The 19,930-nt window shown below is 53.5% G+C and carries 20 protein-coding genes; 4 read left to right on the forward strand and 16 right to left on the reverse strand.

The genetic code is table 11. From position 1 onward, the window contains the following. Positions 1–241: hypothetical protein (locus BM022_RS15775; RefSeq protein ID WP_218146881.1), on the forward strand; the 241-nt coding region annotated here is incomplete at its 5' end. Between the two features lie 136 nt (positions 242–377). Here the strand turns inward: BM022_RS15775 and BM022_RS12225 are convergent. The 13 genes from BM022_RS12225 to BM022_RS12285 all read right to left on the reverse strand — a co-directional run bounded on the left by BM022_RS12225 (position 378) and on the right by BM022_RS12285 (position 12,093). Continuing rightward, positions 378–758 carry a hypothetical protein gene (locus tag BM022_RS12225; protein ID WP_143079581.1) on the reverse strand — a complete coding sequence of 127 codons (381 nt, stop codon included), beginning with the start codon at positions 756–758 and terminating at the stop codon, positions 378–380. Between the two features lie 78 nt (positions 759–836). Next, positions 837–1,724, reverse strand: a complete 888-nt coding sequence (sucD, locus tag BM022_RS12230; protein ID WP_091139674.1) for a succinate--CoA ligase subunit alpha — start codon at positions 1,722–1,724, stop codon at positions 837–839. After that, on the reverse strand, positions 1,725–2,915 hold the full coding sequence (locus BM022_RS12235) for a malate--CoA ligase subunit beta (RefSeq protein ID WP_091139676.1): 1,191 nt from the start codon (positions 2,913–2,915) through the stop codon (positions 1,725–1,727). A gap of 175 nt (positions 2,916–3,090) precedes the next feature. Then, a complete protein-coding gene (locus BM022_RS12240; protein WP_091139677.1) occupies positions 3,091–4,038 on the reverse strand; it encodes an HpcH/HpaI aldolase/citrate lyase family protein in 948 nt (315 codons plus the stop codon). A 277-nt stretch (positions 4,039–4,315) separates the two neighbouring features. Then, positions 4,316–5,332: an endolytic transglycosylase MltG gene (mltG, locus tag BM022_RS12245; protein ID WP_091139679.1), complete on the reverse strand. Its 1,017-nt coding sequence runs from the start codon at positions 5,330–5,332 to the stop codon at positions 4,316–4,318. Positions 5,333–5,710: 378 nt separating this feature from the next. After that, complete coding sequence (fabF, locus tag BM022_RS12250; protein WP_091139680.1) at positions 5,711–6,949, reverse strand: beta-ketoacyl-ACP synthase II; 1,239 nt, start codon at positions 6,947–6,949, stop codon at positions 5,711–5,713. Positions 6,950–6,986: 37 nt separating this feature from the next. Continuing rightward, the gene (gene acpP, locus BM022_RS12255; RefSeq protein WP_091139682.1) at positions 6,987–7,223 is read right to left on the reverse strand and encodes an acyl carrier protein; all 237 of its coding nucleotides are present in this window, start codon (positions 7,221–7,223) and stop codon (positions 6,987–6,989) included. Between the two features lie 155 nt (positions 7,224–7,378). Beyond that, the gene (gene fabG / locus BM022_RS12260) at positions 7,379–8,119 is read right to left on the reverse strand and encodes a 3-oxoacyl-ACP reductase FabG (protein ID WP_091139684.1); all 741 of its coding nucleotides are present in this window, start codon (positions 8,117–8,119) and stop codon (positions 7,379–7,381) included. Between the two features lie 68 nt (positions 8,120–8,187). Continuing rightward, a complete protein-coding gene (fabD, locus tag BM022_RS12265; protein ID WP_091139685.1) occupies positions 8,188–9,147 on the reverse strand; it encodes an ACP S-malonyltransferase in 960 nt (319 codons plus the stop codon). A gap of 182 nt (positions 9,148–9,329) precedes the next feature. After that, entirely contained in the window at positions 9,330–10,289 is a 960-nt protein-coding gene (locus BM022_RS12270; protein ID WP_091139687.1) for a beta-ketoacyl-ACP synthase III, read from the reverse strand. Then, positions 10,286–11,347, reverse strand: a complete 1,062-nt coding sequence (gene plsX / locus BM022_RS12275) for a phosphate acyltransferase PlsX (protein WP_091139688.1) — start codon at positions 11,345–11,347, stop codon at positions 10,286–10,288. The genes BM022_RS12270 and plsX overlap by 4 nt, the downstream gene beginning before the upstream one ends. A gap of 56 nt (positions 11,348–11,403) precedes the next feature. Then, positions 11,404–11,583: a 50S ribosomal protein L32 gene (gene rpmF, locus BM022_RS12280; protein WP_091139689.1), complete on the reverse strand. Its 180-nt coding sequence runs from the start codon at positions 11,581–11,583 to the stop codon at positions 11,404–11,406. Between the two features lie 18 nt (positions 11,584–11,601). After that, positions 11,602–12,093 carry a YceD family protein gene (locus BM022_RS12285; RefSeq protein WP_091139691.1) on the reverse strand — a complete coding sequence of 164 codons (492 nt, stop codon included), beginning with the start codon at positions 12,091–12,093 and terminating at the stop codon, positions 11,602–11,604. Between the two features lie 225 nt (positions 12,094–12,318). Between BM022_RS12285 and BM022_RS12290 the strand changes: the two genes are divergently transcribed. Continuing rightward, the gene (locus BM022_RS12290; RefSeq protein WP_177191716.1) at positions 12,319–12,915 is read left to right on the forward strand and encodes a Maf family protein; all 597 of its coding nucleotides are present in this window, start codon (positions 12,319–12,321) and stop codon (positions 12,913–12,915) included. Continuing rightward, positions 12,912–13,619 carry an SAM-dependent methyltransferase gene (locus tag BM022_RS12295; RefSeq protein ID WP_091139692.1) on the forward strand — a complete coding sequence of 236 codons (708 nt, stop codon included), beginning with the start codon at positions 12,912–12,914 and terminating at the stop codon, positions 13,617–13,619. Before BM022_RS12290 ends, BM022_RS12295 begins: the two co-directional genes overlap by 4 nt. Positions 13,620–13,806: 187 nt before the next feature. On the opposite strand, the gene BM022_RS12300 is transcribed toward BM022_RS12295, so the two are convergent. After that, positions 13,807–14,757, reverse strand: a complete 951-nt coding sequence (locus BM022_RS12300) for a S49 family peptidase (protein WP_091139694.1) — start codon at positions 14,755–14,757, stop codon at positions 13,807–13,809. A 210-nt stretch (positions 14,758–14,967) separates the two neighbouring features. Continuing rightward, on the reverse strand, positions 14,968–15,972 hold the full coding sequence (locus tag BM022_RS12305) for an RluA family pseudouridine synthase (RefSeq protein ID WP_091139696.1): 1,005 nt from the start codon (positions 15,970–15,972) through the stop codon (positions 14,968–14,970). Between the two features lie 408 nt (positions 15,973–16,380). Between BM022_RS12305 and BM022_RS12310 the strand changes: the two genes are divergently transcribed. Continuing rightward, the gene (locus BM022_RS12310) at positions 16,381–19,215 is read left to right on the forward strand and encodes an Rne/Rng family ribonuclease (protein ID WP_091139697.1); all 2,835 of its coding nucleotides are present in this window, start codon (positions 16,381–16,383) and stop codon (positions 19,213–19,215) included. 129 nt (positions 19,216–19,344) lie between these two features. Here BM022_RS12310 and BM022_RS12315 read toward each other — a convergent pair whose 3' ends face one another. Further along, positions 19,345–19,875 (reverse strand): low molecular weight protein-tyrosine-phosphatase, encoded by a 531-nt coding sequence (locus BM022_RS12315; RefSeq protein ID WP_371264336.1) that lies wholly within the window; start codon positions 19,873–19,875, stop codon positions 19,345–19,347. Positions 19,876–19,930 lie beyond the last annotated feature (55 nt).

Genomic DNA, 19,930 nt, shown 5'->3' on the forward strand with positions numbered 1-19,930 from the left:
TGCGCTCGCGCTCAACAGCGCGCCACATGCCAGCGTAACCACCCTCAGCCAAGGCTTAAATGCCATCTCTTCTCTCCTATCTTCCGTAGTAATTTTTTATTCAGATATCAAAACTAACTTGCCGACCGCGTGTCTTATTACTGCCCTTATTGCTGCTTATAGGACACCGCCCGCACGTCATCCCTATTTCAATATCCGGTCTTATCCGATAAATCCCCAGGGCAATCCCAGGCTACTCTAGAACGCCGCATAGCCTAACTCCCATACCTTATTGTGTCAAGAAAATTACAGCGGGAAATAAACAACCCGTTGTTCTCTATAGAAGAGGCGCTAAACTCTTCCAAGCGCGCGCACCGATGGGTCGCGACACGTTGCTGTTACTTATTCATCGCCAGCCATAATATAAGACCACACAGAATGGCAATCAACAAAACACAGACGATAAGCAATATCCTTACTCGAACTCGAAAAACATCGATAGCATCGACGATAAGCGCATTTTGCTCAGCAAGCGACTTGATTAACGCGGCCGATGATTTTTGCTCATTGCTCAGTTCAACGATCTTTGCCTCGATAAGTCGTGTACGCTTATTCAGCTTGTCCAGGCTGAGCGTCCCTTCGTCCCCGAACGGGCTCGGCTCTGCCGAAAATCCGCTGCTATCCGTCTTTACGGCAGAAAAAAGCTGCTTCGCTGCCCTGACAATATGCGGCGCGGATTCCAGTACGCTTCCCCATGGAATTATTTTTAATGCAGTCATCCAGCCAAATGCCATACTCAAGCCCCCGCGTTAAAAGCGCACCTGACAAGCAACTCGGGACATCACCCTCCAAGTACTCTACATCCGGGCTAATACTGCCGCAACTGTGTCTCCAATGGCGGAAGGCGTCGGGGAGATCGTTACGCCTAGATCTCTTAACGCGGCGACCTTTTCCGCCGCACTTTCACCAGCGGACGAGATAATCGCGCCCGCGTGACCCATACGGCGGCCTTCCGGTGCGGTCAAACCAGCAATATACGCGACCACCGGCTTGGTCATATGCTCGTTGGCAAAAATGCCGGCTTCTACTTCCTGCGGGCCTCCGATCTCCCCGATCATAACCACTACCTTGGTCTCCGGATCGGCTTCGAACCTCTCCAGGATATCACGGTGCGAACTGCCTATAATGGGATCCCCACCGATGCCGACTGAAGTCGAGATTCCGATGCCCAGTGTCCTCATTTGGTCGGCGGCCTCGTATCCCAGGGTTCCAGAGCGGCCAACAATTCCGACCTCACCCCGAAGGTAGATATGGCCAGGCATGATCCCGAGCATTGCCCGCCCTGGGCTAATCGTACCGGCGCAGTTTGGGCCCGTCAGGACCATTCTCCTTTCGATGGGGAACCGGCGTAAAAAGTTCTTAACCGTCATCATGTCCTGGGTTGGAATACCATCGGTAATCGCGACACAATATTTGATGCCGGCGTCAGCGGCTTCCATAATTGAGTCCGCCGCAAAAGCAGGAGGCACGAATACAATGCTCGCGTCTGCGCCGACTTGCTCCACGGCCTCTTTAACAGTATTGAATACGGGCAAGCCTAAGTGCCGCTGGCCCCCCTTGCCAGGAGTCACACCAGCGACCACGTTCGAACCGTAGCTAATCATGTCCTGCGCATGAAAAGTTCCGGTTTTACCGGTAAAACCCTGAACAACGATACGTGTACTCTCGTCAATTAAGATTGCCATCTATTTTCCTTCGCGCTCTTTCGCAACCACTTCGTTACGAGCCTGAACCACTTTCTCGGCCGCTTCGGCCAATGTTCCCGCCGTAATGATCGGCAGTCCGCTTTCCGCAATGATGCGCTGACCCTCCGCAACGTTTGTGCCCGACAACCGCACCACCAGCGGCACCTTCATCTCGATATTTTTCACCGCATGCACGACGCCTTCGGCGATCCAGTCACAACGGTTTATCCCCGCAAATATATTGACCAGCATCGCTTTGACGCCCTTATCAGCCAAAACCAGGCGAAATGCTTTCTCCGTACGCTCCGCAGACGCACCGCCTCCAACATCCAGAAAGTTCGCTGGTTCGCCGCCTGCCAGTTTAATCATATCCATGGTTGCCATGGCTAAACCGGCACCATTGATCATGCAACCGATGTCACCGTTCAGGCCAATGTAGCTCAAGCCGTGGTCAGCAGCAGCGACTTCCCTCGGATCCCCTTGGGTTTTATCCCGCAACTCGGCGATTTCATGGCGCCGGAACAAGGCGTTGTCATCAAAGCTCATTTTTGCATCAAGCGCGATGAGCTCGCCGGTCGCGGTGACCACCAGCGGGTTAATTTCCAGCATATTCGCATCAAAATCACGCATGGCACGGTAACAGCCTCGGATGGTTTTAACCGCATGACTCAATTGTGTCGATTCCAACCCCAAGGAAAAAGCCATCTCCCTTGCCTGGAAGTCCTGGAGGCCGACGGCGGGTTCAACAAAAATCTTTTTGATTGCATCCGGATTTGTTTGGGCCAATTCCTCGATTTCCATACCACCCTCGGAAGATCCCACCATGACTATGCGTTCGGAGCTGCGATCAATTAGAAAACAGAGATACATTTCTTTCGCGATTTGCGTCCCGGCTTCCACATACGCGCGTGAACAAACCTTGCCCATTGGCCCTGTTTGGCGTGTAACCAGATTTTTTCCGATCAATTCTTCTGCAGCCGCCTTTATCTCATCATGCGACTTACATACCTTGATGCCACCGGCTTTACCGCGCGATCCGGAATGAATTTGCGCTTTTACCACCCAGACATTTCCGTCGATTTCCCGCGCCCGCTGCACGCTTTCCTCGGGACTGTAAGCCAGTCCTCCTTCCGCGATCTTAACGCCATATTTCGTCAAAATCTCTTTTGCCTGATACTCGTGAATATCCAATGCATCACCTTATTCGTCGTAGATATCAATAATGAAACGAATGTCCAACCCCGGGGGGCGCAACTGATCCCGAGCAAAGACTTAGTGCTCCTCCGGCCTTCTCAATAACGGACTGACTCCGGTCGTTGATGAGATAAAAAGAAAAGCCGCTTAAAAAGCGGCTCTAGATATGGCATCAGCCTCTGGCGGCGATCGCCTCCGCCATCTCCACCACATTATTTGCCATCCGTGCAGAAGCAGCATCGATCAGACGGCCATCCAGCGCAGCTGCGCCTTTACCCTGAGCGGCTGCTTCCTTTAACGCAGCCAGAATGCGCTGCGCCTTTTCGACCTCGGCGGCGGGCGGTGAAAAAACCTCGTTGGCAAGGGAAATCTGCGAGGGATGTATAGCCCATTTTCCCTCACAACCCAGGGCCGCGGCCCTTTTGGCTGCCAGCTTATAGCCCTCTGGATCTTTGATATCCCCAAACGGGCCATCAATGGGGCGCAATCCATATGCCCGGCACGCCACCGTCATGCGGCTGATGGCATGATGCCATTGATCCCCAGGATAGTCGGGGTTGAGGCCGCCGATATTCGTTGTTCGGGCACGGTTGCTCGCGGCGTAGTCAGCCACGCCAAAATGCAGCGCTTCCAGGCGACCACGTGCGCCACTGCGCGCGATATCTTCTACATTCGCCATCCCCAGGGCGGTCTCGATCAATGCCTCGATACCTATCCGGTTCTTGAGTCCTTGCTGCATCTCCAACTGACTGAGCATGGCCTCTACCATATATACATCCGCGTAAACGCCGACTTTCGGAATCAACAAGGTATCGATCCGGTCGCCCGCCTGCTCAACCAGATCCACCACGTCACGTACCATGAATTGCGTATCCAGGCCGTTTATGCGCACCGAGATGGTTACACCGTGAGCTCTCCAGTCCAGGTCGTTGAGGGCTTGAATAACATTCCGGCGTGCCGAAAGTTTGTCGTCCGGAGCAACCGCATCCTCAAGATCAAGAAAGACAAAGTCTGCGCCGCTTTTCATCGCCTTTTCAAACATGCCCGGGTTTGAACCGGGAACAGCTAATTCACAGCGCTGCACGCGCACGACGGCAGCTTCATATAACGTATGGCTCATTTATTTATTCCGATGGAATTAACTAAAAATTGGCGGGATGATGAAAAAAAGATGGGGATGGCCGACTCTTCCCGGCATGAGTGAAAAAGGAGACCCCTCTGGCCTGTTCTTTTTTTGTTTATTATCAATAAGGCCCTATTTTACTTTTGATGGAGGGAATGTTCAATTCATACTTTCACTAAGTAAGCATACAAACAATCGTCAACACGTGCGGCTGCGGCTTCGCGCCTTACTTACGCAACGTGATTCGCAATATCCCCAATGAATATGAAACTTTTCACCGTGCCGCCTTTGGTGGCGCATTGGGTACTTTTTGATACTTCGATACTGCGCGATTGTGATCCGCTAAATTGTTGGAAAAATGAGATTGACCATTTCCCCTTGCAACAAAATAGAGCGCGTCCGTCTTCGCAGGATTGAGCGCGGCCTGGATGGAGGCCAAACCCGGCAGCGCAATCGGAGTGGGGGGCAGACCACGACGCGTATAGGTGTTGTATGCCTGATCAGTTAGAAGATCTTTCTTACGCAGGTTTCCATCAAATCTGTCGCCCATGCCATAAATAACCGTGGGATCAGTTTGCAGCAGCATGTTGAACCGCAACCGATTAACGAATACTGCCGCCACCATTCCACGGTCGTTCTCTCTGCCGGTTTCCTTTTCAACGATCGAAGCAAGTATCAAAGCCTGGTACGGGTTTTTCAGCGGCAGATCAGGCTCCCGTTCGCCCCATGCGGTATTGAGATGATTTCGCATCACCTTATACGCTCGCTTCAAAATTGCGGTATCGCTACTACCCCGGGCAAAAAAATAGGTGTCCGGGAAAAATAAACCTTCTGCTGCTGTTTCGGTAGCGCCGATCAGCTGGAGAATTTCGCTGCTACTCAGATTGACCGTATCATGCCGTAGCGCTGGGTGCTCATCCAGCGTCTGCCGAAGCTGGGAAAAGGTCCAGCCTTCTATAAATTTTATCTCGCTCTGGCTGATATCACCCTTGGTGATCCGATTCAGCAGCTCGAGCGGTGTAATGGGCTCGGCAAACTCGTAGTCACCCGCCTTAACAGAGGATGCCAGCCCTTTCATCCGCGATAACAGAATGAAAAGGCGCGCGTCATCCAGCACTCCCGCGTCCGTTAATTGATTTGCAACGCTGGTCAAGCTACTGCCCTGCTTGATGGAAAATTCGTAGGGGACAACTGGCAGCTGAACGGGAGCGTTGAGCTGATAGGTAATCCATCCGGCAGCGAGCAACCCCCCCGCCAGCAGGAAGATGATCAGGCGTTTTAGTGTACACATGGGCAAGCCAATTTTATCCCGTCCCGTTTAGGTAGCGCGCCTTCTTTTCCGCGCGCCGCCAGTACAGATAACAAAAATAGAGGCAAGCGAATGTTGGGGGGAAAAACCCGGGGAACGGCACGATGCCGAGCTGCGTCTGAAAGATACCTAGGGAAGACGCTCCACCTGAAGCAGCCCCAGGGGGCGGGCGAGAGAAGTATTTGGACAGTCCCCGGGCGGCCCGCCGCACTTCTGGCGCCCGATTCCGATCAGGAACCGGCCTTGCCGCTATACATCTTACTATCCGCTACAGTCAGGCGATTCCCATTCGGCTTACCGAGGCCCGGGGGATACGACCATCGGTCGCGCCGGTGATTCAGGAGCTCCAGCGATAAACGATCAGACTTTACGAAAAATCAGCGTCCCGTTTGTGCCGCCGAAACCAAACGAGTTCGACATCGCCACATCAATTTTCATTTTTCGGGCGTTATTTGCCACATAATCCAGGTCACAAAGGGGATCCTGGTGGAAGATGTTGATGGTCGGAGGTGAAATCTGATGATATACAGCAAGAGCGGAAAATATCGCCTCCACTCCACCTGCGGCCCCCAGCAAATGACCGGTCATTGATTTTGTAGAGTTCACCACCAGTTTTTTTGCATGCTCGCCAAAGCAGCGTTTCACCGCAACCGTTTCCGCAATATCCCCCAGCGGCGTCGACGTTCCATGAGCATTAATGTAGTCCACTTCGGTCGCAGGTATCCCAGCGATCTTCAAAGCATTGATCATGCAACGTGCAGCGCCCTCCCCATCTTCGCACGGTGCAGTCATGTGATAAGCATCCGCGCTCATGCCAAAGCCGGCTAGTTCAGCATAAATCGTCGCCCCGCGGCGTTTTGCGTGTTCCATTTCTTCCAGAACGAGAACGCCGGCGCCTTCACCCAGAACGAAGCCATCACGGTCCTGGTCCCAGGGACGACTTGCCGTCACAGGATCATCGTTGCGAGTGGACAATGCACGTGCCGCGGCAAAACCGCCAATGGCGAGCGGCGTAACGCATGACTCCGCGCCACCGGCGACCATCACATCCGCGTCGCCATATTCGATCATGCGAGCCGAATCGCCGACGCAATGGGTGGCCGTGGTACAGGCAGTTACGATGGCGAGATTCGGCCCCTTAAAACCAAACATGATGGATAAATTCCCAGCAATCATATTGATAATCGTGCTGGGAATGAAGAATGGCGAAATTTTGCGCGGACCGCCGGCGTGATATGCGTCGTGCGTACCTTCAATCATCGACAACCCGCCGATGCCAGAACCGATATTGACGCCGATCCGCTCGGCATCAAGCCCAGCGTCCGCGATGCCAGCTTCTTTAACCGCCTGGATCGCCGCAGCCATGCCGTAATGTATAAAGACGTCCATTCGACGCGCGTCTTTTACGGAGAGATAATCGGTAACATCGAAATCTTTCACTTCCCCCGCTATTTGGGAAGCAAATGAGGAAGCGTCAAACCGCGTAATTTGCGCTACACCCGATTTTCCAGAAAGAATATTGGCCCATGCATCCGGGACGGCGTTACCCACGGGCGATACGATGCCCATCCCGGTGATAACCACCCTACGTTTGGACAAGTTGACTCCGATTTCGATATGCGGGAAGCAAGTAGTATTAGTTGGTGTGAGCGTTGATGTAATCTATGGCTTGTTGAACGGTATTTATTTTCTCCGCTTGTTCGTCGGGAATTTCACATTCAAATTCTTCTTCCAAGGCCATGACCAATTCGACGGTATCAAGCGAATCCGCACCCAGGTCATCCACGAAAGAAGACTCGCTCTTGACGTCGGCTTCATTCACGCCTAGCTGCTCAGCCACAATTTTTTTTATACGCTGTTCTACATTTTCCATCTAGTTACCTCTTCTCCGGTAAGAAAAACGCCGCTATTCTAGCAAGTTTTCCATATTAATAAAATCGCAACACCCGCCGAGAACAAAAAGCCTCCCGGCTCATGGGATGCGCTAGCGCGAGTGCTCGTTAATGTAAGGTATGAAGGGGAAGTCTCTCAATCCATGAACATGCCGCCGTTGACGTGAAGCGTGGCCCCGGTGATATATGCCGCCCCCGGAGAAGCGATAAACGCAACCGCTGAAGCCACATCCTCGGCGTGTCCCAACCTGCCCAGCGGTATCTGCTGCATAAGATATTCCTGCTGTTTTTCAGTAAGGGAGCGGGTCATGTCGGTTGCTATGAAACCCGGTGCTATGCAATTAACCGTGATGTTGCGACTTCCCACCTCGCGCGCCAACGACTTGCTGAAGCCAAAGAGGCCCGCTTTGGCAGCGGCGTAATTGCTTTGTCCAATGTTACCGGTCGCGCCTACGACCGAGGAAATATTGATGATGCGGCCATAACGGGACCTCATCATTGCCCTCAGTACGGCGCGGCTCAGACGAAACACCGATTTCAGATCAGTCTCCAAAATCTCGTCCCATTCCTCATCCTTCATCCGAAGCAGCAAGTTGTCGCGGGTAATGCCCGCATTGTTCACCAATATTGCAATATCCCCGAATTCCTCGTTTACCACCTTGAGAACGGAGTCCATCTGAACGGCATTATTCACGTTCAGCGTCGCTCCGGTGCCGTTGACGCCGGCTTCCTTCAGGTACTTACCAATGAATTGCGCACCCTCTTCCGTGGTGGCTGTGCCGATTACGGTGGCGCCTCTTCTGCCCAATTCGAGTGCAATGGCGTGCCCGATGCCCCGGCTGGCCCCGGTTACAAACGCTATTTGATTTTCAAGCATTACTCTCCAGTACCTTCAATTAGGATGAATAAAAACCGCCCGTGCACGAAAATTACACAAACGCCCAACTATATCAATATGTCAGCAGCCTGCCGAAGCGCCGCACTGTCCGCCAGCGCCAAGCTCTGCAAATTTGAGTGTATACGCTTATTTAATCCGGACAGCACCTTGCCCGGCCCGCATTCGACTACGTATCCAACGCCAGCGGCGGCTAAAGAACGAATGGTCTCTGTCCAGCGCACCGGACTGAACAGTTGCTTGATCAAGGCGTTTTTTATATCCAGGGGGTTTTCGTGCGACAGCACGTCTACATTATGCAACAACGGCACCTGCGGCGTTCTTAAGGCTACGAACTCGAGCTGCTGTTGCATTTTCGCCGCGACCGCCCCCATCAGGGAGCAATGCGAGGGAATGCTCATTGGCAACATTATTGTGCGTTTTGCGCCTCTGGATTGAGCCAGCTCCATGCCTCGCAGAACCGCGCCCTTGTGGCCGGCAACCACTACCTGACCAGGCGAATTGAAGTTTGCCGGTTCCAATAACTCGCCGTTGGAAGAATTCGTGATCTCCTCGCACACGGCCTTCGCCACCTCGTCGTCCAAGCCCAGGATCGCCGCCATCGCCCCCACGTCTTCCGGCACCGCTTGTTGCATTATCTGTGCGCGGAAACGCACTAATGGCAGCGCATCGGCGAAATCCATCGCACCGGAGGCCACCAATGCGCTATATTCGCCCAAACTGTGACCGGCCAGCAACGCGGGCTGTGGGGCGCCGAGGCTTTGCCAGGCGCGATATACTGCAATGCCGGCGATCAGCATCAGTGGTTGAGTATTAATCGTCTGGTTGAGTCTATCTGCGGGCCCATTATTCACCAACGCCCAGAAATCCTCGCCAAGAACGTCAGACCCTTCCATGAACGTTTGGCGTACGATGGGAAAATCGCCATACCCCGTCATCATGCCCAGCGATTGCGATCCTTGACCAGGAAAAACACATGCGAATTTCGGATGTTCGGTTGATGTCAGCATATTAAGCGAGACGAACCTTTGGTGATTAGCACAACTGAGGCTTCAACCCCGAGGATAGAGAGGCGTGCGGCACCGCTAACGCGAATGATTTCAAGGAAATGCCTATCGACGGAGGCATTTGCAAGCTTTATAACAGCGAATGCCGGATCTAATACCCACTAGCGGTCTGGCGTGAGTGTTTCTTACCAAATCATCAAAACAGCTCCCCAGGTAAAACCGCCCCCTACGCCCTCGAGAAGTACGCGCTGCCCGGGTCTGATTCTTCCGTCCCGTACGGCGATATCAAGTGCGAGCGGAATCGAGGCAGCCGAAGTATTGCCCTGCTTCTCCAAAGTAGCGACCACCCTTTCCATCGGTATGCCCAATTTTTTTGCCGTGGAAATGATAATGCGGATATTGGCCTGATGAGGAATCAGCCAATCAATATCGGTCACTTGTAGATTGTTTTCTGCAAGGGCTTCCTGCACTACCTCTTCAAGCACTTTTATCGCGAATTTGAAAACTGTATTTCCTTCCATCATAACGAAAGGCGTGCCCCGAATCTTACCCCCGCATATACTCCCGGGTGCAGAAAGTATACTGCTGTGGCTGCCATCAGCATGCAAATGGCTGGAAATGATTCCGGGACTATCGCTTTGTGTCAGCACAACGGCTCCCGCGCCATCTCCGAACAGCACACAGGTGCTGCGGTCGCTCCAGTCAAGGATGCGCGAGTAGATTTCCGTGCCGACCACGAGGGCCGTACGAGATTTTCCTGCCCGTATAAACATATCGGCTGTGGCAAGCGCATAAATAAAACCGCTACAAACCGCTTGCACGTCAAATGCCGCGCAGCTTCCCGCACCCAGTTTATCCTGCAGAATGCATGCGGTACTTGGAAAAATTACATCGGGTGTCGTGGTGGCCACGATGATCAGGTCGATTTCTTCGGCGCCGATTCCTGCCGCTTTTATCGCCTCGCGGCTGGCTTTGAGCGCCAGATCGCTTGCCATTTCATCGTCTGCTGCGATGTGTCTCTGTGCAATTCCAGTACGAGTCCGAATCCACTCATCGCTCGTATCTACCATGCGCTCGAGATCCTGGTTGGTAAGGATCTTCTCCGGTAAATAGCTACCTGTCCCGATGACTCTTGAGTACCTCATATCGGACTCGCTGCGGACAACGATCCAGAAGTCGATGGTGGATTTTTCAGGTGATCCGGCAACTGCGCCACGCCTTCACTCATGCGGCCCAGCATCCCGCCGCGAACCTCTTCCACCGCTCGTGCGATGGCAAAACGAAATGCATGACTATCAGCCGAGCCGTGACTCTTAATGACGATGCCGCGGAGCCCCAGCAGGCTGGCGCCATTGTAACGGCGGTGATCCACGCGACGTTTGAATGCCTTGATGACCGGCAGTGCGACGAGCCCCGCGAATTTTGTCAGGAGGTTGCGTTTGAACTCCTCGCGGAGGTAGGTGGAAAGCATTTGCGCGACGCCCTCCGACGTCTTCAATGCCACATTACCCACAAACCCGTCACACACAACCACGTCCGTCGTTCCCTTATAAATATCGTTACCTTCGATGTTGCCGTAAAAATTCAGGCCGCTGTCACGCAGCAGTTCCGCCGCCTGCTTCACCACTTCGTTGCCTTTGATCTCTTCCTCGCCTATATTAAGCAAGCCGATACTGGGTCTGTCCTTGTTCTCGACGGTCGCAACCAACGTAGCGCCCATTACTCCGAATTGAAGCAAGTGCTCAGCGCTACAGTCGACATTAGCGCCAAGGTCGAGGACATAGGTATGCCCTCTCATCGTCGGCAGCACCACTGCCAGGGCAGGGCGGTCTATGCCCGGAAGGGTTTTCAGAACAAACCGCGAGGTCGCGATCAGTGCGCCGGTATTGCCTGCACTGACACATGCCTGTGCCACGCCGTTCTTGACCAGATCAAGCGCAACTCGCATCGACGAATTCTTTTTGCCGCGTAACGCGAGCGCCGGCGACTCGTCCATGCCGACCACCTCGCTTGCGGGGTGAATTCTCAATCGGGGATTCTGCGCAGCCTTCAGGGCGCGCAATTCTGACTCGATAACATCGGGCAACCCTACCAGAACAATCTGGGTTCCGGGATTACGACGGAGATACTCGACGACTGCAGGAACCGTCACATGGGGGCCATGATCGCCGCCCATGCAATCTACGGCTACGGTAATGTCCAATTTTGAACGCCCTCAAGGCAGGGATAGCTTATCCTCAGAACGATGGGGCGAAATAATTAATCTTCTTTTGTTTTGACAACCTTCTTGCCACGGTAGTAACCGTTGGGGCTGACGTGATGGCGCAAATGTACTTCACCCGTACCGGTGTCTACCGTTAGCGGTGAACTGGTCAAAAAATCATGCGAGCGATGCATGCCCCGCTTGGACGGAGATTTTTTGTTTTGTTGGACTGCCATACGAACTCCTTAAAAGATTCAATGCAATTTTTTCAGTCCCGCCAATGCGGCGAGCGGCTTTTCGCGTGCTATACCCCTGCCTTCCAGGCCAGCGATCGAGCACTCGCCCTCGTTGTGGCGGGGGGAACTCGGCAGACTCAGAAGTATTTCGTCTTCGATCAGCATCAGAACATCCGTGTCGCGCGCTGCCAGAATGCATTCCACCGATTCATGGTCATCAAGCCGCGCGAGCTCATGTTCATTTTTTGCCAGCCGCAGCACCGTGCTCAAATCGAGCTTGTGCTCGAGTTCGCCCAGACAGCGCTGACACCGAAGGGTTATTGCCCCTCGCACGGTGATTTGCAAGGCTGGCCTGGCATCTTTATCCAATGCGCCGGTAACCGCGTACTGCAACTCTCCGCTATTAGCGGCCAAGTAATCATGCAGCCGCTCAAACTCGGAAAGTGCGATTTTACCATGATGCGCTCCCGCATGACGGGCAAAATCTAGAGCGTCTATGATGAGCGGCATAAAGGTGAAACCTTATCCATCAAGGCTCGGCAGCTGCCTGCACAGCAACTGTCGAACTTTAATTTTCCTAACTTTTCAAAGTGATGACAAACGACCCGTTAATTTATATTTATGAGATACAATTGATGAACGGGTTCATTCGATATTAGAAATTTTCTTAGGCATGTATACGTGGAGCATAATATATTTTTTGCTCTCGAGTGTCAAAACCTCCAATAACAAGCCTTGAAAACACACCAGATCGCTCAGCAGCTTGTTTTGGGTTCCAGTTCGATTTATCGACGCGAACTGCTTCAACGCCTGCAGATTCCGTTCGAAATCTGCAGTCCGGATGTAGAAGAAACGCCACTGGCGGGTGAGCGCCCCGATGACGCCGCCGTGCGTCTGGCGGTCGCGAAGAGCCGCGCAGTCGCTAATACTCATCCCGGCGCATTAATCATCGGCGCGGATCAAGTAGCGGTACTGGAAGGCATCCAGCTCGGCAAACCGCTGAACCGAGCGAACGCAACCAGACAACTGCAGCTCGTTCGCGGAAAAGAACTCGTGTTTTACACCGCGTTGAGTTTGCTTAACAGCCGGACCAACGGCATTCAGACGCGACTTGTCCCGAGCCACGTGAAATTCCGTCAGTTGAACGACCGGCAGATTAATAATTATCTGGATAGAGAACAGCCGTACCACTGCGCCGGAAGCGCCAAAGCTGAAGGATTAGGTATTGCGTTAATCGAGCGCATCGTAAGCGACGATCCCAGCGCACTGATCGGTCTACCGCTTGTTGCGCTTGTAGACATGCTGGCAAATGAGGGTATTGAGGTAGTGTGAACCCCGGAACACTTTATCTCATCCCTGCCCCGCTTGGTCTGGGTGATATCGCGTGGACAATTCCCTCCGCCGTCCGGCAATGCATCGCAGGGCTGAGCCATTTTATTGTCGAGCATCCGAAAACCGCCCGGCAATTTTTGAAACAAGTTGGTTGTGCCTTGCCTATACAACAAATCAGTATGGAGGTTTTGGATGAGCATACTCGCCCGGCAGAGTTTGAAAAGCTGCTTGCACCGGTACTCTCAGGACACGACACTGGAGTGTTGTCGGAAGCCGGCTGTCCCGCGATAGCGGACCCCGGGACAGGGCTAGTGCGCCTTGCTCATCAAAAAAATATTCGTGTGGTACCGTTGGTAGGGCCGTCTTCCATATTGCTGGCACTGATGGCCTCGGGATTGACTGGTCAACAGTTCGTATTTCACGGCTACCTGCCCGTGGAACCTGACCGGCGTACGAAAAAGCTGGTTCAACTGGAAAAGGAATCGATCGCGCGCGATCAGACGCAGATATTCATTGAAACGCCATACCGCAACCAGAAATTGCTGGAGTCCATCGTACTCGCCTGTCTGGGGGGCACTCTACTCTGCATCGCGTCCAATCTTACCCTGGCGGAAGAATTCATTTCAACGAGAACAATTAAAGAATGGAAACATGCATTGCCCAATCTCAGCAATCAGCCCACCGTTTTTTTACTACATGGCTAATGCTGACACTCCCAGATGATCCTCGGGCGCGGTTTAGAACATTAACGTTCAGCCTGCGCATGAAAAGCGGGAACGTCTCGGCACAGCTAGTTACCACGCACCGGGATTGGTCCAAACCATTCTTCATGTGCATGAACTCCATCGGCCCCAGCTACGCCCGCATCTCTACCTGGTGAAAAACTCACGCCTATCGTACTCCCCATCCCAAGCCCGCGCTAATCAATGTTTCCGCGGTCACGGCACCGAAACGGCGCGCGAAGCGCTCAGCGAATCCTTCCCGGGTCGTGTAGTCGACGATGTGCTCAGCCTTGATGATTTCCCGCGCAACATACTCCGCGCTACCCATCGCGTCAGCAAGCCCGAGTTCGATACTTTTCTGACCTGTCCAGACCATGCCGGTGAACATGTCTGGCGTTTCTTTCAATCGCTTGCCTCTTCCTTGCTGCACAACCTGAATGAACTGGCCATGAATATCGCTCAGCATTTCCCGGGCATATTTCTCCTGTTGCGTATTGAGCGGTGAAAAAGGATCGAGGAAGGCCTTGTTCTCCCCCGCCGTGATCAATCGCCGCTCGACACCAAGCTTCTCCATTGCTCCCGTAAAACCGAATCCGTTCATCAGCACGCCGATAGAACCGACCACACTGGCCTTGTCCACGTAAATCTTGTCGGCAGCGGATGCAACGTAATAGCCCCCTGAGGCGCATACATCCTCGATGACGGCATAAAGCGGAATTTGCGGATACTCGGCACGAAGACGGCGGATCTCATCATTGATGTAGCCGGCCTGCACCGGACTGCCGCCGGGGCTATTGATGCGCAGAATGACGCCCTGGGTCTTCGCATCTTTGAACGCCTCCTGCAACCCAGCATTAACGTTATCCGCGCTGCTCACGCTATCGGGGGAAATCACGCCGCGCAACTCGACCAAGGCAGTATGCTTGCGAACCCTCGACATTTCATCCCCGGTAAACAAGTCCGTGGCAAGAAACAAAAGAATAAACAAATAGATGAAAGTGAGAGATTTGAAAAATATACCCCACTGACGGGCTCGGCGATGCTCATGCAACGACGCGAGCGCCAGCTTTTCAAGTACCTCCTTCTCCCATCCGTCAGTCCGGTTTTCCGAATCAGCCATGAGTATTCAATCCTTCAAGTAAAATAAGGCATCAGACTTTACTGCTAAACCCAGCCTTGCCGGAATAAGGCGTCATGCCCTTCGTTTTCATTTTCTCACATCAATTAATACTGCATTGATGAGTTCAGCTGGAACGACTGAACAGGGGATCCAAAGATCAACATCAATATCTTCCAGCCAGTCAGTCGGTTTACTGGATAGCGATGTTGGTCAATTTGAATTCAGCCCAAGCAGGAATTGCTGCAGCTCATCCGCTAACGGCGCTTCCAGATGGAGCCTCTTGCCTGTTAAAGGATGGATCAGTTCAACCGTGAGAGCATGCAAAAACATACGCGCAAGACAGGGTTCTAAACCTCTTCTGGCAAGCTCTTTGTTTAGGGCAAAATCCCCGTACTTGTCGTCCCCCGCAATAGGAAACCCAAGGTGGGCAAGATGTACGCGAATTTGATGGGTACGGCCAGTTTTTAGTTCCGCCTCCAGCAGGCTGAAGTTTTGCCAAGACTTCTTCAGGGTGAAAACAGTGTGAGCCCGCATCCCGTCTTCGCCCGCACCCTCTATCACTGCCACCCGTCTCTCACCTGTGGGGGTGAGATACTTGGTGAGAGCCAATGTGACATTCTGTTTCGGATTGCGCCATTTCCCCTTCACCAGCGCCAGGTATCGTTTTACCATTGTTCCCGCCCGTAGCTGCCGGTGCAACTCAACCAGCGCGGCGCGGCTCTTCGCCAGCAGCAAGACACCGGAGGTTTCCCTGTCAAGGCGATGGACGAGCTCCAGAAACTTCCATTCCGGATGTTGGGCACGCAATTGTTCAATGACCCCAAAACTCACGCCGCTACCACCGTGGACCGCCACCCCCGGCGGTTTGTCGACGACGACAAGCGCTTCATCCTCAAATAGAACATTGAAGCGGATAAACCCACTTGCGGGGAGCTTCTTCCTCAGCGAAACACTGCTTTCCACCATTCTAATCGGGGGAATTCTTACGGCATCGCCCGATTGCAGATGGTACTGGGGGCCAATGCGCTTACTGTTGAGCCGCACCTGCCCGCTGCGCAAGAGCTGGTAGATATGACTTTTGGGCACATTTTTCAGGCGTTTGATCAAAAAATTGTCAATACGCTGACCCTGGCTGTCCTCACCTATGATTTCCGTGACCGCAGCACTCAGTGGAATTTTTTTGCCTAAATCCTTAATTCTACTTATACTTACCAAATCGGAGTTCCAGCCTATCCTTTATCCGGTGCGCAAAATGGCGCTGTTGATGGGATTTTGTCCCAGATGGACAAGAGCCGACTCCGAAAATCTGGTTAAAGTCGCTCACCAATAAAGTAGCGATAGTAATGGATTTACGCGCTCAAAGCACACGTCGATTTCAGTTTTCAGTTTCGTAGCGCCCGCTCGCGGGCTGCCATAGTCGAAGCCTGATTGAAACTAATTCCGGGTCCTGCTTCAGAAGGCAGGGCCCCAGTGACACGCCAGAGAAATAGTCATCGTTATTTTTTATACGCAGCCCGACACCATGATCAAGTTGCCTGACTAAATGTTCTCTTATACGCGCAAGGACATATTCTCCCTTGCGCGTAGGCTGTCTGCCCGTGACCAGAGCGCGGGAGGCATATGATGAAACGCATGCTATTTAACGCGACACAGCCGGAAGAGCTGCGTGTCGCAATTGTCGATGGCCAAAAGCTGATCGATCTTGACATTGAGTCTGCTGGCAAGGAACAACGCAAGAGTAACATATACAAAGGGGTCATCACCCGCCTGGAGCCCAGCCTCGAGGCTGCTTTTGTGGAATACGGCGGCGAACGGCACGGATTTCTTCCATTCAAGGAAATATCCCGATCGTATTTCAAGGAGACCGCCGACCCGGCTCGAACGCGCATTCAGGACGCGCTGCACGAGGGCCAGGAACTCATTGTCCAGGTGGACAAGGATGAGCGCGGTACTAAGGGGGCTGCTCTTACAACCTATATCTCCCTAGCGGGACGTTATCTCGTCCTGATGCCCAACAATCCTCGCGGCGGAGGGGTGTCACGGCGAATCGAGGGGGAAGATCGCGCGGAATTGCGCGATGTGATGTCAAAATTAAGCATTCCTTCAGGCATGAGCATTATCGCGCGGACTGCTGGCATAGGCCGTAGCGAGGAAGAGTTGCAGTGGGATCTGAATTATTTGCTCCAGCTTTGGCGCGCCATTGAGGACGCTTCCAAAAGCCAAAGCGGCGCTTTCCTGATATACCAGGAAAGCAGCCTAGTAATACGCGCCATCCGTGACTACTTTCACCAGGAGATCGGGGAGATCCTGATTGATACTGAAAGTATTTATGAACAGGCGTGCCAGTTCATGAGTCACGTCATGCCCGCTAACGTGGGCCGCGTCAAGCTCTATCGGGACGATGTTCCGCTATTCTCCCGCTTCCAGATTGAGCACCAGATCGAGACTGCTTATTCGCGGCAAGTCACGCTGCCGTCCGGCGGCGCCATCATTATTGACCATACCGAGGCGCTGGTGTCGGTTGATGTGAATTCGGCACGAGCCACGCGCGGTTCCGATATTGAGCAAACCGCACTCCATACCAATCTTGAAGCTGCCGATGAAATCGCGCGGCAATTGCGCCTTCGCGATTTGGGTGGACTGGTCGTCATTGACTTCATCGACATGGAAATAGCCCGCAACCAGCGCGAGGTGGAGAACCGGTTGCATGAAGCTTTGCGCTACGATCGCGCCCGAGTTCAAATGGGCAAGATTTCGCGCTTCGGCCTACTTGAACTGTCGCGTCAGCGCTTGCGTCCTTCGCTGGGCGAAGGCAGCTATATCACGTGCCCCCGTTGCCACGGGACGGGACATATTCGCGGCACTGATTCTTCCGCATTGCATATTCTCAGGATTATCGAGGAAGAAGCGATGAAAGAGAACACCGCCGTGCTCCACGCCCAGGTACCAGTAGGCGTGGCTACCTACCTGCTTAATGAGAAACGTTCGGAAATCCATGCAATTGAAGCGAGGCTAAAAGTAAATGTAGTGCTAATCCCGAACGTGCATTTGGAAACGCCGAACTACAGCATTACCCGATTACGTCATGACGATGTAAAGCTCAGCGAAGTTCAGACCAGTTATCAAATGGTAGAAAAACCGGCTCAGGAAGTTGCATTGCCCTCGATTGCGCCGGAAGCCAAGCCAGTCCGCCAGCAGGCCGCGGTACGGGGGATCACACCATCGCAACCCGCGCCGATAAGAGCGCCGAAGCCGCAATATGAGCCCGGGCAACCTTCCTTTCTCGATAAAATATTTGGCTGGTTCAAGCAGATGGGCGGGACGGAAAGCCACGCCCGGCCGACCCCCCCCGCTACACCCGCGCAACGGCCGGAGCGGGGACGTATCCGGCGAGAACGTGGACGCGAGGAAAACGAGAAGTCGCCGCGAATTCCCCATCGGGTAAGCGACCACCGCGGGGAACGAAGCAGCGAACCTGCGGATGCGTTAAGTGCGGCTCATGAAGCTGCACCTCAGCGTGAGCGCACTGAAGGAAAACTCCAGGGCGAACGATTCCCGCAAAAAAAACATCCCCGGCCGCCCCGAGAAGAGAGAACTCGTTCAGACGTCAAATTGCCGGCAGAGGAACAGCCCGCCCCTCAGGAGGGGTTACAGGGCCCGCAGCAAAGCGAAGAAGGGGGGCGGCGCCGTCGCCGCGGGGGAAGACAGCGCGAGCGGGGGGAACGTGTAGACCGCAGCACGCGCGAAGGCAAACCCGCAACTGCGAGAGATGCTCATCCCGAGAAAGCAGCAACCGGGGTATTGGATGACGGAAACCCGGTCCCGGCAATTATTTCTGCACAAGCACCGGAGGTTTCGGAAGCAGCTCTGACCCTCCCCGCAGCGCAAGAGGGAATGATAATTTCGGATTCAGAAATCAGACCCGATGCTGAATCTTTATCTGCAGAGATAGGTGCCGCTGTAAGTGCGCCCGTGCCAGCTGACTTGATACAGGCAGAGTCGCTTTTAGCCGGGCAGGAAGCCGGGTCAGCCGCCGAGGAACCCAGCCAAGAGCCCATACAGGAGCGCGTTGCCGCTATTCCTACCCCTGCCCCTGTCCCTGGCTCAGGAATACTGCTTGAGTCAGTTGGGATTGAAAAAGCCGAAAAACCTGAAGCAGCCGAAGAGGCCAAAGCGGCCGAAACACAACCGGTAAAATCCACACCTCATGTCGATGAACTCCTCGGCGCGGCTCAAGAACAAGAAGCCCAACCTCACGGGCCATCTCAAGTGATACAACCGCTGGACCTGGTTGCAAGCGGACTCATTATGGTTGAGACCATTCCCGAAAAAATAAAGTCCGCCGAACCGGATCTAGCTGAGGAGCAGTTACCACTGCAACGTCGCCGAAAAAGAACTCCGCCGCCACCTGCCATGGAGAAAGAGGAGCCGTTAGTACAGGTCGAAACACACAAGTAAGGATTGCTTCTCCAGCCTCTCCTCTGAACGAGCGGGAATGAACTCCCGCTCGTTTTCAGGATTCCGGCAGCACGCGGAGGCGGAGAGTTTTCGAACGCATCTACTGGAGCGCAGAAACCGCGACAGTACTTAACGGTAGGTACCGGCCTGTCCTGGGACGCCTTCCAGCTGCTGACGAATACGGCCGAGTAATCCGCGCCCGGCGTCTTCCACCATATTCAGAACGTGTTCAAATCCCTGATTGCCCCCGAAATAAGGATCAGGCACCTCCTCCACCCCGTGGGAAAATTTATCGCTATACTGCATCAGCAACGCGAGCTTATGGCTGTGCTCGGCGGGACATTCACGCTTGAGCACAGCAAGATTGGCCCTGTCCATCGCAAGAATATAATGAAAAAGATCAAAATCCTTTTCATTTACCTGGCGTGCCCGCAGGCTGTTAGTCTCATATCCGCGGCGTACTGCCGCTTTCTGTGCCCTTTCGTCCGGCGGCGCGCCAATATGGTAATCATGCGTCCCTGCCGAGTCGATGTGGATAATTTTGTTCAAGCCGGCAGCCTTGACCTGTTCCCTGAATACCGCCTCGGCCGTGGGTGAACGACAGATGTTGCCCATGCAAACAAATAGGACATTGACTCTCTTGATTTCTCCGAAGCTCATCATAACAATTCAATAATTTGGTTACGCATTCCATACGCCCAACGGCGCCGGAACT

Source organism: Nitrosospira sp. Nsp14, from assembly GCF_900113575.1.
Lineage (GTDB): Bacteria > Pseudomonadota > Gammaproteobacteria > Burkholderiales > Nitrosomonadaceae > Nitrosospira.